Annotated in this window: 13 protein-coding genes; 6 read left to right on the top strand and 7 right to left on the bottom strand. The window is 67.6% G+C overall.

Going from position 1 to position 14162, the window contains the following annotated elements; translation table 11 throughout:
• The first annotated feature begins 10 nt into the window (after positions 1-10).
• On the top strand, positions 11-763 hold the full coding sequence (locus HHAL_RS00075) for a M90 family metallopeptidase (protein WP_011812831.1): 753 nt from the start codon (positions 11-13) through the stop codon (positions 761-763).
• A 60-nt stretch (positions 764-823) separates the two neighbouring features.
• Here HHAL_RS00075 and HHAL_RS00070 read toward each other — a convergent pair whose 3' ends face one another.
• Positions 824-2728 (bottom strand): propionyl-CoA synthetase, encoded by a 1905-nt coding sequence (locus HHAL_RS00070; RefSeq protein ID WP_011812830.1) that lies wholly within the window; start codon positions 2726-2728, stop codon positions 824-826.
• Between the two features lie 150 nt (positions 2729-2878).
• Positions 2879-3505 (bottom strand): molybdopterin-guanine dinucleotide biosynthesis protein B, encoded by a 627-nt coding sequence (gene mobB / locus HHAL_RS00065; protein WP_011812829.1) that lies wholly within the window; start codon positions 3503-3505, stop codon positions 2879-2881.
• A gap of 102 nt (positions 3506-3607) precedes the next feature.
• Between mobB and HHAL_RS00060 the strand changes: the two genes are divergently transcribed.
• From HHAL_RS00060 to HHAL_RS00050, 3 genes are all read left to right on the top strand, one after another.
• On the top strand, positions 3608-4585 hold the full coding sequence (locus HHAL_RS00060; protein WP_011812828.1) for a D-2-hydroxyacid dehydrogenase: 978 nt from the start codon (positions 3608-3610) through the stop codon (positions 4583-4585).
• Between the two features lie 92 nt (positions 4586-4677).
• Positions 4678-5451, top strand: a complete 774-nt coding sequence (locus HHAL_RS00055) for an SDR family NAD(P)-dependent oxidoreductase (protein WP_011812827.1) — start codon at positions 4678-4680, stop codon at positions 5449-5451.
• Between the two features lie 234 nt (positions 5452-5685).
• Entirely contained in the window at positions 5686-6816 is a 1131-nt protein-coding gene (locus HHAL_RS00050; protein ID WP_011812826.1) for an aminotransferase class V-fold PLP-dependent enzyme, read from the top strand.
• Here the strand turns inward: HHAL_RS00050 and holB are convergent.
• The 5 genes from holB to fabF are packed head-to-tail and all read right to left on the bottom strand — an operon-like array spanning position 6792 to position 11460.
• Positions 6792-7847, bottom strand: a complete 1056-nt coding sequence (gene holB, locus HHAL_RS00045) for a DNA polymerase III subunit delta' (RefSeq protein ID WP_011812825.1) — start codon at positions 7845-7847, stop codon at positions 6792-6794. The two genes, HHAL_RS00050 and holB, sit on opposite strands and share 25 nt — an antisense overlap.
• Positions 7844-8491 (bottom strand): dTMP kinase, encoded by a 648-nt coding sequence (tmk, locus tag HHAL_RS00040; protein WP_011812824.1) that lies wholly within the window; start codon positions 8489-8491, stop codon positions 7844-7846. Before tmk ends, holB begins: the two co-directional genes overlap by 4 nt.
• Positions 8488-9471: an endolytic transglycosylase MltG gene (gene mltG, locus HHAL_RS00035; protein WP_011812823.1), complete on the bottom strand. Its 984-nt coding sequence runs from the start codon at positions 9469-9471 to the stop codon at positions 8488-8490. The genes tmk and mltG overlap by 4 nt, the downstream gene beginning before the upstream one ends.
• Before the next feature lie 38 nt (positions 9472-9509).
• The gene (gene pabC / locus HHAL_RS00030; protein ID WP_011812822.1) at positions 9510-10376 is read right to left on the bottom strand and encodes an aminodeoxychorismate lyase; all 867 of its coding nucleotides are present in this window, start codon (positions 10374-10376) and stop codon (positions 9510-9512) included.
• Between the two features lie 13 nt (positions 10377-10389).
• Positions 10390-11460, bottom strand: coding sequence for a beta-ketoacyl-ACP synthase II (gene fabF / locus HHAL_RS00025; RefSeq protein ID WP_244857307.1), 1071 nt, complete (start codon positions 11458-11460; stop codon positions 10390-10392).
• Between the two features lie 147 nt (positions 11461-11607).
• Between fabF and mnmG the strand changes: the two genes are divergently transcribed.
• Both mnmG and rsmG read left to right on the top strand, forming a co-directional pair.
• On the top strand, positions 11608-13509 hold the full coding sequence (gene mnmG / locus HHAL_RS00020) for a tRNA uridine-5-carboxymethylaminomethyl(34) synthesis enzyme MnmG (protein WP_011812820.1): 1902 nt from the start codon (positions 11608-11610) through the stop codon (positions 13507-13509).
• A complete protein-coding gene (gene rsmG, locus HHAL_RS00015; protein WP_011812819.1) occupies positions 13499-14128 on the top strand; it encodes a 16S rRNA (guanine(527)-N(7))-methyltransferase RsmG in 630 nt (209 codons plus the stop codon). Before mnmG ends, rsmG begins: the two co-directional genes overlap by 11 nt.
• The last annotated feature ends 34 nt before the right edge of the window (positions 14129-14162 follow it).

The raw sequence follows: 14162 nt of genomic DNA, 5'->3' as shown, positions 1-14162 counted from the left end.
AGGCGTGCACGTGGGATGGCTGCGTAACTGGCGGCGTCAGCGTATAGCGCAGCGCTACCGGCTTTCGCCCGCCGCCTGGAGCCGTGCCGAGGCAGCGCTGCCAGGCTTGCGCCGACTGCCCCCCGGTACACGGCAACGGTTGGCTGCTGCGGCGACTGCGCTGATCCACGAAAAGCGCTTCGAGGGCGTGGCCGGGGTTACCCTCGATGCCTTGGCGGTCGATACCGTGGCGCTTCAGGCGGCGGTGCCGGTGCTTGAATTGGGCGTGGATTGGTATGCGCCCTGGACGACCATTCTCCTTTATCCAGCCGGTTTCGTGGCCACCCACGAGTATGAGGACGAGGACGGGGTCGTTCACGTCGAGCAGGGCCCCCTGATTGGCGAGGCGTGGGAGGGCGGGCCGCTGGTACTCTCCCTGGAAGATGCCCTGGCACCGGAGCCGGGGAGCAGCGTCGTCATCCATGAGTGCGCCCATAAGCTCGATATGGGGCAAGGAGCAGTCAACGGTCTGCCCCCCCTGCCACGCGGGATGACCGTTGATGACTGGTCGGCGGCGTTCCTGCCCGCTTTTCACACCATGGAGGCCTACGCGGCCGAGGGAGCGTGCGCCGTAACTCCGCTCGACCCCTACGCCGGGCAAGACCCTGGTGAGTTCTTCGCGGTGGCCACGGAGACGTTCTTCGCCGATCCGCACCGGCTTCGACGGGCCTTTCCGGAGGTCTACCGGCAGCTAGCGCGGTTCTACGGCTGGTCTCTGGGCTAGCGGGAGGGGGGGGCGCATGGTAACCGGACGCAGCACTCGCGCTGCGCCCGGGTGGCCGGGTCAGGAGGCGTAGCGCCCCAGGTTGTAGGTCTGAATCGCATCAGCGATCTCGTCAAGGCTGGAGGCGTCGTCGATGGTCGACGGGGTGGGGACCTGTTCCCGCGCCTCCTTCGCCAGTGTCCGGATGCTTTTGCGCAGGATCTTCCCGGAACGGGTCTTGGGCAACTTCTGAACCACGGCGACGCGGCGAAGGGAGGCGATGGCCCCGATCTCGTTACGGATCATGGCTACCAGATCCTCCTCGATTCGTTCCTGATCGATGTCGGTCCCGTCTTTGAGCACCACGAAGGCCACTGGCAGCTCACCCTTGGTGTCGTCGTGGATGCCAACCACGGCGCATTCCGCCACCGCCGAGTGATCACCGATGACCTCCTCCATCTCCCCGGTGGAGAGGCGATGGCCGGCGACGTTGATCACATCGTCCACCCGGCCCATCACGTAGACGTAACCATCCTCATCGATCAATCCGCCGTCCGAGGTGTCGTAGAACCCAGGGAAACGCTCCAGGTAGGACTTCCGGAAGCGGGCCTCATCATTCCAGAGGGTTGGCAGACAGCCGGGCGGCAGCGGGAGCCGGATGGCCAGGTTGCCCTGCTCGCCGGCGGGGAGCTCGCGGCCGGAATCGTCGAGCACGCGGATGTCGTAGCCGGCCATGGGCACGGTGGCCGAGCCACTCTTGATGGGCAGGGGCTCGATGCCCATCGGGTTCGCAACGATGGGCCAACCCGTCTCCGTCTGCCACCAGTGATCGATCACGGGCCGTTGCAGGGTTTGCGAAAGCCACTCGTAGGTGGGGGGATCCAGCCGCTCACCGGCGACAAAGACATTCTCCAGGCAGGAGAGATCGTAGTCCTGCAGGTGGCGTGCCTCGGGGTCTTCCTTCTTGATTGCCCGAAAGGCGGTGGGGGCGGTGAAGAACGCCTTTGCGCGATACTCCGAGATCACGCGCCAAAACGCGCCGGCATCCGGGGTCCGCACCGGCTTGCCTTCGTAGACGACGGTCGTGCAGCCGCGAATCAGGGGGCCGTAGACAATGTAGGAGTGGCCGACGACCCAGCCGACATCCGAGGCGGTCCAGAAAACGTCGCCGGGGTGGAGGTCGTAGATCGCCCCGAGGCTCCAATTCAGTGCCACGGCGTATCCGCCGCTATCCCGGACCACCCCCTTGGGTTTTCCGGTCGTCCCGGAGGTGTAGAGGATGTAGAGGGGATCCGTGGCATCCACGGCCACCGGCTCTGCCGGGGCCGACTGCGCCAGCTGCGTGTGCCAGTCCAGATCCCGATTTTCGTCCCACGCCACCTGGGCCTGAGGCCGGCTGACGTAAACGACCCGCGCTGGCTTGTGTTCCGCGCGGCGTAGGGCCTCATCGACCAGTGGTTGATAGGGGATGACCCGATCGACTTCGATCCCACAGCTCGCCGTCAGGACAACCCGGGGGTTGGCGTCATCGATCCGTACCGCCAGTTCGTTGGCGGCGAAACCACCGAAGACCACCGAGTGGATGGCACCCAGCCGCGCGCAGGCGAGCATGGCGATGACCGCCTCGGGGATCATGGGCATATAGATAACGACCCGGTCGCCATGCCCGACACCGAGATCGCGCAGCATCCCCGCGGCTCGGGACACCTCGTCCAGCAGCTGCCGGTAGGTGTATTGCTCGCGGGAACCACTCACCGGGGAGTCGTAGAGGAGGGCAGGCTGTTCGCCCCGACCGGCCTCGACATGGGCATCCAGGGCCAGCTGGGAGACGTTCAGGCGCCCCCCACGGAACCACCGCTGCCGACCCTGCTCATCCAGGCTCAGGGCGGCAGGAGGCTCAGCGATCCACTGCAGCAGCTGCGCCTCACGTAGCCAGAACGCCTCCGGATCGTTGATCGACTCCCAATAAGTCTCCTGGTAGCTCATGGGTCCCCTCCCTGCTTGAGGTTGTCACCGTCCCCGGGGTGTTGTGATTGTTATCGGCTCACCCACAACGGGGTGCCGCGTCGATCAATGTAACCCCGGGGCCGCCCGCAGGGAAGGGCGAAAGGTCTTTTAACCTCCTGATTTTTCTTGTTAATACTCGCCCGCCTGGTTCCCGCGAGCACGGCTTATAATGCCGTGGATGCAACGCTCAACGAAGGCGGCCAGGCCAGCGTGATCATCGAGATCGAGGCAGGGGAGGCCAGGCGGCACAGCTTCGGGGTCGTCGGTGGCCACGCCAAGTACGCCCGGCGCCTGGAAGTCGGGACGCTCGACTCCGGTGCGTTGGCTATGGACCAGCAATTGCCCCGCGCCACTGTGGCGGAAGCCTTCGGCGAGTATGACGTCGGCTCGAGTCGGGTCGATGGCGCGCAGCCTGGTCACCAGCAGGTCGTCATCATGCTCCTCAGTCGGAGTCTCCGTCAGCAGGGCCCAGCGCTGAGCGGAAACCACCAGAACCTGCTCGGCACCGGCTTCCCGCACCCGGTAGCTGTCCTTACCGGGGCGGTCCATATCAAATCCGTGGTGAGCATGTTTGACCACCGCAGGGGACCAGCCGGCGCTGCGCATCTGGGTAACCAGACCGGTCAGCAGGGTTGTTTTGCCGGCCCCCGAGTAGCCAGTGACCGCAATGACCGGTAGGGGGGCAGGCAGCCGTGCCGCCTGATTCAGGGCGTCCGAGGAAGGGGACGGGCCGGTGCCACTGCCTTGCGGCATCATCAGTTGCCTCCTGTTTCACGGGCTGAAAGGTCATAGAATAGCGAACAGGCTGGCGCGCAACCGCTCGTCAGGTGGTGTTCTGACCGGGACCGATTCCACGCTATGCATACCGTCTTCCTCGACGCGGGGTCCCTGGACCCCGGTGACCTGGATCTGACGCCGCTGCAACAGGCGGCTGACCCCCTTGAGTGCTACCCCCGAACCCGTCCCGAGGCGTTGCTCCCTAGACTCGAGCCGGCAGAGGCGGCCATCGTCAACAAGGTCGTCCTCGACGCCGGGATCCTCAGCTGCTTGCCGAAGCTGCGGCTGATCGCCGTTGCGGCTACGGGCACCAACAACGTGGACCTGGAAGCCGCCCGGCGGCGGGGCATCACGGTCACCAACTGCCAGGATTACGGCACCACGGCCGTCGCTCAGCATACGCTCACTCTGGTCCTGAACCATTTCACACGCATCCCGGCGTTCACCGCCCGGGTTCGGGACGGGGAGTGGAGCCGGGCGCCGCACTTTAGCCTGATCGATCCCGCCCAGCGCGAGATTGCCGGTCGGCGCCTGGGGGTTGTCGGTTACGGCACTCTGGGGCAGCGGGTTGCGGCGTTTGCGCAAGCCCTCGGCATGGAGGTATGGCTGGCCGAGCGGCCCTCGGCCCATCGCTGCCGGGTGGGCCGGGTCCCGTTTGACGAGTTGCTGCCGGAAGTGGACGTGCTGAGCCTGCATTGCCCGCTGACGGAGGAGACAGCCGGGATGATCGACGCCGGGGCGCTGCGGCGAATGCGCAGCGATGCACTGCTGGTCAACACCGCCCGGGGGGGATTGGTGGATGAGTCGGCGCTCGCCACGGCACTGCGGAACGAAGAGATCGGGGCGGCCGCGCTCGACGTCCTGACACAGGAACCCCCCCCGCCGGACCACCCGCTACTGGCCGCGGATCTACCGAACGTTACCGTCACACCGCACAGCGCTTGGTCGGCGCTGGAGGCGCGACGCCGCATTGTCGAGCAGCTGCGCGATAATCTGGTGGCGTTTGCAACGGGGGGAGTGCCGCCGAATCGGATCATTGGTCCGGACAGCGACCTGTGATTGTCTGACTCGTTACACTGTTCACTGAATCGAATTGAAGTCAGGCGTGCCATCGCGGTGAGCAGGCCGATCGTTGAGTGAAGGAGCGCAACATGAGGTGGCATGAGAACGAACTGGTGGTCGTGACCGGTGGTGGTAGCGGCCTGGGCAGGGCACTGGTGCGCGGGCTTGCCCGGGACGGAGCCCAGGTGCTCACGGTCGGGCGACGCCCTGAGGCGCTCGCCGAAACCGCCACCGCCGATTCAGACCGGATTCGCACACTCAGCGCGGATATCGCCCATGCTGACGAGCGCGGACACATCATCGAGGCCGCGCAGGGCTACACGGTGCGCGCGGTCATCCACAATGCCGGTCTTCTCGATCCGGTGGGACCGCTCAAGGACGTGGACCTCGACGCCTGGCGGAAAGCCATGGCGGTTAACGTGGAAGCGCCGGTCTTCCTCAGCCAGGGGCTGCTGCCACTCATGGAGCCGGGAAGCCGAATCCTGCATATCTCGTCGGGAGCGGCGCACAAGCCGTCCATGGGCTGGGGTGCGTACTGCACCAGCAAGGCTGCGCTGTTCATGGTCTACCAGATCTACCGCGAAGAGTTATGGCGCGAGGGGATCCTGGTCGGCTCGGTTCGCCCGGGCGTGGTGGATACCCCCATGCAGGATCACATCCGGACCCAGACCCCGGAGCGCTTCCCGGCCGTGGATCGCTTCATCAAGCTTAAGCAGAACGGTCAGCTTCACAGCCCCGAGGACGCTGCCGACTTCATCCTGTGGGCGTTGCTGGAGACCGGAGATAAACAGTTCATCGAGCACGAGTGGAATATCGCTGACGAGGAGCACGCCCAGCGATGGCGGGAGACACGGCAAGTCTGAGGCGTAAAAGCTCTCGGGGTGGGTAGGGCGCCGGACAGGGCGCATCCGACCACTGAGTCAGGGACCACGGCCGGCCTTCCTTCTCTTGGGGTCGCGGGCTATTTAACATAATATACCTTCCACGGCCCCAGGCGTGCCGGCGACACGGCGGCTGCGGCCGGCGGGCTTGCCGACAACCCGCCAACGGCTCGGTATACTCGGTCGTTCACCGCTGCAACCACAAAGGCAACGGCGATGGCCCACCCAGAGTTCCCGTTGGACCCAAACCTGGTCTACCTCAACCACGCTGGCGTCGGCACCTGGCCGCAGCGAACGCGGGATGCCGTCCATCGGTTCGCGGATGAGTGCCTGCACCGGGGCGCCGCGGACTACCCCCAATGGCTTGAGGCCGAAGACCGGCTGCGTGCCCGGCTCGCCCGACTGATGGGGGTCGGTGACGCCGCAGCGGAGGACATCGCCCTGGTTCCCAACACCTCAGCGGGCCTGTCGATGGTTGCGCATGGGGTCACGTGGCACCCCGGGGATGAGGTGGTCATCAACGACCAGGAATTTCCCTCCAATCGCTGGGTCTGGCAGTCGCTCGCCGAGCACTACGGTGTCCACGTTCGCCAGGTCCGACTGAGTGACGGCGCCACGCCCGAAGACGCCCTGATCGACGCCCTGACACCGCGAACCCGACTGTTGCCGGTGAGCAGCGTCCAGTACGGCACCGGGCTGCGCATGGATCTGGAGCGCCTGAGCACCGCCTGCCGCGAACGCGGCATCCTGCTGTGCGTCGATGCCATCCAGACCCTGGGGGCGCTGAGGCTGTCGGTGGATGCCGACTTTATCGTCGCCGATGGCCACAAGTGGATGCTTGGTCCGGAAGGCATTGGCGGTCTGTACGTCCACCCGCGGGTGCGCGACAAGTTAAGGCTCTGGCAGATCGGTTGGCACATGGCCGACGAGCTCGGCGCATTCGACCGCCCTGGCTGGGATCCGGCCGGCAACGGTCGCTGCCTGGAGCCGGGTAGCCCCAATCTGCTCGGTTCCCACGCCCTCGAGGCCAGCTTGGCCGTCCTAGAAGAGGTCGGCCTGGACGAGGTCGAGCGGCGCGTCCTGGAAAACGCCCGGCACGCCATGGAGGGAGTCCAGCGCCACGGCTTTGAGCTGGTTACACCGTCGGAGCCGCAACGGCACGCCGGCATCGTGACCTTCCGCGTACCGGGAGCGGATCCGGAGCGTCTCCTGGCGGCGCTGCGTGCCCGTGACGTGGCGTGTGCCTCGCGCTGCGGCGGGATCCGCTTCTCGCCACATTTTTACAACACAGCCGAGGACCTGGAGGAAGCCTGGCGGCGGCTTCACGCCTGTCTGGCGGCGGATTGACGAGCGGGCCGCAAGGCGGCGGCCAGGTCGAGGAAGATCGCCTCGGCGGCCAGACGGCCATTCAGAGGCTGCTCGAGGCCGCGCCGATGCTCGCCGATACGCAAGAACGCCTGGTGGAGCGCCTCCACCGAGGCTTCGCGGACCAGCTGCTGTGCCAGCGGCGACGGCAGTAGTCCGCGATCCGGCGCCCCGTGGCGTTGACGCAGTAGATCCGCCAGGATCGCTGTAACGGCGTCGGCCAGTGCCTCCGGCGCCCCCTCCCAGGCCTCGGCCTCCTTGACCGGGTCTCCTCCGGCGCTGAGGCGGTGCAGCTGCTGGAGCAGCGACTCGTATCCCTCCAGCCCCTGCTCATGGAGGATCTGCTCGGCAGTCAGCGGCATGCCGCCGGCCAGCGCGAGCGCCTTGTCGACCCGGCCCTCGGCCCCGCCCGCGCGCTCGGCCAGCCACCGCCGCGCTGCGTCCCAGGCCGGCGGCGTCAGGCCACGTACGGTGCATCGGCTTCGTACGGTCGGCGGCAGCCGTCCGGGCCGACCGGTGGCCAAGATCAGGAAGACGCCCGGAGGTGGCTCCTCCAGGGTTTTGAGCAGGCTGTTGGCGGCGGCGCGGTTGAGGCGATCACAAGGAACGATCACCGCCACCCGACTCCCCCCCCGTTGCGCGCTCAGATGCAGGAAATCGACCAGCCCACGCACGCTGTCGACCACGATCTCACCGCGCTCGCCGCGGCTACTCGGACTCAGCGTGCGCAAATCGGGGTGGGAACCCCCGCCGGTCAGATGGCAACCCCGGCACTGACCGCAGGGCCGCGCCCCGCCCCCCTCGTCCGCCTGACAGAGCAGCGCCCGGGCCAGGACGCCCGCCAGGAGCCGTTTGCCAAGGCCGGTGCGACCCGTCAGCAACAGCGCGTGATGGAGCCGGCCCTGATCGTGGAGGGTGAGCAACCGGTCCAGCTCCGGCAGCAGCCACGGCGGGAGTTGCTCCCGCCCGTCCCGGGGCGTGATCCAGTCCGAGAGATGGGCGGCCTCGCTCACGGTCGTCCACCCACCGGCAAGAGATCGGCCACTCCGGCACGTACCTGTTCCGCCACCTCGCCCTCGGGCCGGTTGGCGTCGATGCAGCGGAAGCGCTCGGGATCTGCTGCGGCGCGTCGGGCGTAAGCGGCGCGCGCGGCTTGGAAGAAGGGATCCCGCTCCTGCTCAAAGCGGTCTTCTCCGTCGCCTCGGTGGGCGACCCGTGACCGCCCCACCGTGGGGTCCACGTCCAGCAGGAGCGTGCGGTCCGGCGTGAACCCACCGTGAACCCAGCGCTCCAGCACAGCAATCCGTTCATCGCCAAGGCCACGGCCACCCCCCTGATAAGCATAGGTAGCATCCGTGAAGCGATCACTGATCACCCAGCGTCCGGCATCCAGCGTGGGCCGGATGACTTGCGCCAGATGTTCGGCACGGGCCGCGAACACGGTCAACGCCTCGGCCTCTGCCGTCAGGCCGCGGTACTGCGGATCCAAGAGCGCGCCGCGCAGCGCTTCCCCGAACGGGGTTCCGCCAGGCTCCCGGGTAAACAGGGGGCGGTCGATGCCGGCCTCAAGCAGCATCTGCTCGATAGCCTGTAGACAGGTGGTCTTACCAGCCCCTTCCAGCCCCTCCACCGTGATGAAACACCCTCGCTCGGTCACTTCTCCTCCAGGATGTAGCGTCGCACCGCCTGATTATGCTCGTCCAGCGTATCCGAGAAGTGGTGGCTGCCATCCCCGCGTGACACAAAGTACAGCGCACTACCCGGTTTCGGGTCCACGGCGGCCTCCAACGACGCCCGCCCGGGAAGGGCGATCGGGGTCGGCGGCAAACCGTGGCGCGTATACGTGTTGTAGGGCGTATCGCGTCGCAGGTCAGCCCGGCGCAGGCGGCCGTCGTAGTCATCGCCCAGACCGTAGATCACGGTGGGATCCGTCTGCAGGCGCATACCCTGCTCCAGGCGCCGGGTGAACACCCCCGCCACCTTGCGGCGCTCATCATCGCGCCCGGTCTCGCGCTCAATAATCGAGGCGAGGATCAGCGCCTGGTAGGGCTCGTCCAGGGGCACCTCCGGGTGGCGCTCGCTCCACACCCGCGCCAGCTCCTGGCGCATCTGCCGAGCAGCGACCCGGAGCAGATCACGGTCGGTCGCGCCACGCGGAAAGCGGTAGGTGGTCGGGAAAAACATCCCCTCGGGGTGAGACGCCTCGAGCCCCAGCTCCTCCATGATCTGCTCGTCTTCCACCCCGTCCAGGGTCTGCTCCACGGCCTCGTGTTGGCCCAGCTCCTGGCGCAGCCGCGCGAACGTCCAACCCTCGACGACGGTCAGGCGGTGCAGCTTGACCCGCCCGGCACGGATCCGCGCCAGCAGCTGACGCACGCTCATACCCTGCTCGACGACATACTCGCCGGCCTTGAGCTCACCCGAGATGTCGCTGAGGCGACCGTAGATTCGCAACGCGAGGCGCGTCGATCCGGGGATCCAGCCACGGGACTCGAGACCCCGGGAGATGGCGTGCAAGGACCCTCCGCGGGGGACCTCGAGGATCTCGGGGGGGGCGCTGACCTCCAGTGGACGGTGATCGAGCTCGTAGAACAGCCATCCGCCGACTCCCGACGACACAACAAACACCAGAGCCACGGCGACGACCCACCAGCGTCGTCGCGGTACGCGCCCGATCAACGCCCTGCCCCGCCGCGCATCGCCGGCTCCTCAACCAACGGGGTGAGCCCATGATCGGCGATTGCCTGGAGATAGCGCTGACTCACCGGTCCGACCGGTATCTGCGTACCCGCCACGGAACGGACGGGCCAGAGGCCGATCAGGCTGTTGGTCAGAAAAAGCTCGTCCATCTCGGACACCTCGCCCGGGTAGAAGCCACGCTGCTCGACCCGCAGCCCGAGCGTCTCGGCGTACTCCAGGACCCAGCGCCGCATCACACCGGCCACGCCTGAATGTGTGAGAGGGGGCGTCATGAGCACCCGATTGCGGATTCCGAAGAGGTTGGTCGCTGTGCCTTCCACGATGAGCCCGTCGGCGTCGAGCATCAAGCCCTCGGCGATGGCGGCATCCCGCCATTCGGATCGGGCCATCACCTGCTCCAGGCGATTGAGATGCTTGATGCCGGCCAGCCGGGGTTGCGTGCTGATGCGGGTCCGACAGAGCCGGACATCAACCCCCTGCCAGCGCTCCGGCGGAATCGCCGGAGTATTGTGCAGTGTCAGGATTCGCGTGGGGATTGGCCTGGCAGGCGGCAGGTAGCCACGACCCTCACTGCTGCCGCGGGTGTAGACCACCTTCAGTACGCCCCGCTCCACCTTCTCGGTGAGGAAACGGGCCTCTTCCCGCAGGGTGGCCAAGGGCGGCTCGGGCAGCCCGAGTCGGCGCGCGCCGTCTAGGAGCCGATCCATGTGGTAGTCCCAGAGGCATAGCCGACCGCGGCTGACCGCTACGGTCTCGAACAGTCCATCGCCATAGGCGAGGCCGCGATCCTCGGCGTCGAGGGCCGTATCCGCGCGGCCGTTGACCAGTTGCTTACGGCTCAAAGCCCCCCACTTCTCAGCTCGGCTTGCGGAAGATCAGGGAAGCGTTCGTCCCGCCGAATCCGAAAGAGTTGCTGAGGACCGCTCGCAGCGGCTGCTTCCGGGCCTCGCCCGGCACCAGGTCCAGCCCGGCACAATCCGCTTCGGGTTCGGCCAGGTTGCACGTCGGCGGGATGATCCCGTCACGCAGGGCCAAAACACTGAATACGGCCTCGAGACCCCCCGCGGCACCCAGCAGATGTCCGGTTGCCGACTTGGTGGAACTCATGGCGACGTCGCCGGCGCCCGCACCGAACAGCCGCTTGACCGCAGCCGCCTCGGCCACATCGCCGACCTGGGTCGACGTCCCGTGGGCGTTGATATAGTCGATGTCTGAAGGATTCATGCCGGCGTCTTCAAGGGCCCGCGCCATACAGCGCTGCGCCCCCTCCCCGCTCTCCGCCGGTTGAGTGATGTGGTAAGCGTCCGAACTGGTGCCGAACCCGACCAACTCGGCGAGGATCGTCGCCCCGCGCTTCCGCGCATGAGCGTAGGATTCGAGCACCACGACCGCGGCCCCTTCACTGAGGACAAAGCCGTCGCGATCGACGTCCCAGGGCCGACTCGCGCCCTGCGGGTCATCGTTGCGTGTCGACAGCGCCCGGGCGGAGGAGAACGCCGCCAGGCCCAGCGGGGTGATGCACTTCTCCGCCCCACCCGCGATCATGACATCGGCGTCACCGGCGGCGATCATCCGGGCGGATACCCCAAGGTTGTGGGTCCCTGCTGCGCAGGCCGTCACCGTCGACAGGTTGGGCCCCCGCAACCCGTAGTGGATGGACAGATTGCCGGGCGCCATGTTGATCACACTGCTCGGCACCAGGAACGGGGATACCTTGCGCGCCCCCCCTTCCATCAGCGCCTGGTGCCCGGTCTCGATCCCCTGGATCCCGCCGATGCCGGAACCGATAGCCACTCCGATCCGGTCTGCGTTGTCCTCGCGGATCTCCAGGCCGCTCCCATCCAGGGCCTCGGCGCAGGCACCAAAGGCGTAGTGGATGAACGGATCCATCCGCCGCGCCTCTTTGCGCGGCAGGTACTGGGACACATCGAACCCTTCGATGGTCCCGCCGAACTGGACCGTAGTTCCACGTGGAACATCCACGTGGCGGTCGACGGCCGCCTCGCCCCGCAAGTTGGTTCCACGTGGAACATCCCCCTTGAGGCTTCCGTCCCGGCGGCCCAAAATCCCCGCATGAACACCAACCGCTTCGATGTCATCGTCATTGGCGGCGGGCATGCCGGCACGGAGGCCGCGGCTGCCGCCGCCCGACTGGGCCGTTCGACCCTCCTGATCACGCACAACCTCGAGACCATTGGCGCGCTCTCCTGCAATCCGGCGATCGGCGGCATTGGCAAGGGGCACCTGGTCCGCGAGATCGACGCGCTAGGCGGGGTGATGGGGCGGCTCGCGGACGCATCCGCCATCCACGCCCGGGTCCTCAATCAGCGCAAGGGGCCGGCGGTGCGTGCCACCCGCATCCAGGCCGACCGCCCTACCTACGCCCGGGCCGCGCGCCGGGCACTCGACGCCTTGCCCGGCCTTGCCCTGCTCCAGGACGCCGCCGAGGAGCTGCTGGTCGCTGATCAGCGCTGTTATGGCGTACGGACAGAAAGCGGCGCGACCCTTCACGCCGATGCGGTGGTGGTGACCGCTGGCACCTTCCTCGCCGGCCAGATCCACATCGGGCATGTCCAGCACAGCGCTGGCCGCGCCGGGGACCCGGCGGCGGATCGCCTGTCGGCATCGCTGCGCGACCTTGGGCTTGCGGTTCACCGTCTCAAGACGGGCACCCCGCCGCGCATCGACCGGCGAACAGTGGCCGTCGAGCAGCTCGATGCCCAGCACGGCGACACCCCGCGTCCGCTCTTCTCGCCCTTCCGCCCGCCGGAGGCGCCGCTGCCGGAGGCCGCCTGCCTGATCAGCTGGACGACGCCGGAGACCCACCGCATCATCCGCGATGCCCTGGACCACTCCCCGATGTACAGCGGCGCGATCCAGTCGTCGGGCCCCCGGTACTGCCCGTCGATCGAGGACAAGGTCGTCCGGTTCGCCGACCGCGACCACCACCAGGTCTTCCTCGAGCCCGAGGGGCTCGACGCCACTGAGCTCTATCCCAACGGAGTCTCCACCGGCTTGCCGTTCACCGTGCAGGAAGCCCTGATTCGCAGTATGCCGGGCCTGGAGGCGGCCCGGATCACGCGTCCCGGCTACGCGATCGAGTACGACTACCTCGATCCCCGGGGACTCACCCCGTGGCTCGAGAGCGCCACCATCGCTGGCCTCTACCTGGCTGGCCAGATCAACGGCACCACGGGCTATGAGGAGGCCGCCGCCCAGGGTCTGATCGCCGGGCTCAACGCGGCGCGTGTGTCGGCGGGGGAGGATCCCTGGTTCCCCACCCGCGAGGAGGCCTACATCGGTGTCTTGATTGACGATCTGGTCACCACAGGCGTCACCGAGCCCTACCGCATGTTCACCAGCCGCGCTGAGCATCGGCTGCGCCTACGCGACGACAACGCCGAGGACCGCCTGACCGAGGTCGGCCGCCGCCTGGGCTCGGTCGGGGACGATCAATGGACGCGTTTTGCCCGTTACCGCGACGCCCTCAACGCCGAGCGGGCGCGTCTTAACGGCACGCGGGTACACCCGGGCCGGCTGACGGCCTCCCAGCAGGCCCGTCTCGGTGGCGCGCTGCGCCGAGACCAGACGCTGTTCGACCTGCTGCGCCGTCCTGAACTTTCCTACGATGACGTGCGCTTCATCGGTGGCCTGGAGGAGGCCGACCTCCCGGTTCGCGCGGTCCAGCAACTGGAGATCGAGGCCCGCTACGACGGGTATGTGGAACGCCAGGAGTTGGAGAACCAGCGCCACCAGCGGTACGCGCAGGTCCGCCTCCCCGAAGCGCTTGACTATGCCGCCATCGACGGCCTGTCCACCGAGGTCCGTGAGCGGCTGACCCGGATGCGCCCGGCAACGGTGGGGCAGGCGGCCCGCCTGCCCGGAGTCACCCCGGCCGCGATCTCGCTGCTGCTGATTCATCTACGCCGCCGCGGCTGGCTGCGCACGCCGACCGGAGGTGAAGATGCCGCGTAAGTACCTGGAATCGCGGCTCGAAGACCTCCAGATTGAACTCGACGCCCCGGCCCTGGAGCGCCTCGAGGGCTTTCTGTCCCTGCTCATGCGCTGGAATCGCGCGTACAATCTCACTGCTGCGCGGGACGTCGAGACGCTCATCGACCGGCACCTGCTCGACAGTCTGGTCGTCCGACGTTACCTCCCGGCCGGCGCGCTGGCCGATGTGGGCAGCGGGGCCGGCTTCCCTGGGCTCGTGCTGGCCCTGATTGAGCCCGATCGATCGGTGACCCTGATCGACAGCAACGGCAAGAAAACGCGCTTCCTTCGCCAGTGCGCCACGGAGCTGGGCCTGCACCGCGTTCAGGTGCGCCAGGCGCGTATGGAGGCCCTGGATGACGGTGACTTCGCTGTGGTCACCGCGCGCGCCGTGGCCCCGTTGGCCACACTGATCCCGGGGACCCGCGGGCTCCTCGCCCCCGACGGGGCCCTGCTGGCGTTGAAGGGCGAGCGGATCCAAGAGGAGCTGGCGGAGCTCCCGGAGGCGCTCGTCGAGGCGCTGGACGTTCACGAACTGCCGGCCATCGCGGGTCAGGGGCGGGCCTGCCTCGTCGCCTGCCGCGCAGCCGTCCATCTCTAACCCCGCGTGGCCGGGGGCCGAAACGCAGGAGAGT

Origin of the sequence: Halorhodospira halophila SL1, from assembly GCF_000015585.1 — a bacterium.
GTDB classification, from domain to species: domain Bacteria; phylum Pseudomonadota; class Gammaproteobacteria; order Nitrococcales; family Halorhodospiraceae; genus Halorhodospira; species Halorhodospira halophila.
Note: the sequence above shows the minus strand (reverse complement) of the source record. Positions and strands in the feature narration are given on the sequence as shown.

What these genes read in the sequence shown, in the direction of transcription:
- HHAL_RS00070 (WP_011812830.1), bottom strand. Translation starts at nt 2,728, where the DNA reads ATGAGCTACCAGGAGACTTATTGGGAGTCGATCAACGATCCGGAGGCG.
- mobB (WP_011812829.1), bottom strand. Translation starts at nt 3,505, where the DNA reads ATGATGCCGCAAGGCAGTGGCACCGGCCCGTCCCCTTCCTCGGACGCC.
- HHAL_RS00060 (WP_011812828.1), top strand. Translation starts at nt 3,608, where the DNA reads ATGCATACCGTCTTCCTCGACGCGGGGTCCCTGGACCCCGGTGACCTG.
- HHAL_RS00055 (WP_011812827.1), top strand. Translation starts at nt 4,678, where the DNA reads ATGAGGTGGCATGAGAACGAACTGGTGGTCGTGACCGGTGGTGGTAGC.
- HHAL_RS00050 (WP_011812826.1), top strand. Translation starts at nt 5,686, where the DNA reads ATGGCCCACCCAGAGTTCCCGTTGGACCCAAACCTGGTCTACCTCAAC.
- mnmG (WP_011812820.1), top strand. Translation starts at nt 11,608, where the DNA reads ATGAACACCAACCGCTTCGATGTCATCGTCATTGGCGGCGGGCATGCC.
- rsmG (WP_011812819.1), top strand. Translation starts at nt 13,499, where the DNA reads ATGCCGCGTAAGTACCTGGAATCGCGGCTCGAAGACCTCCAGATTGAA.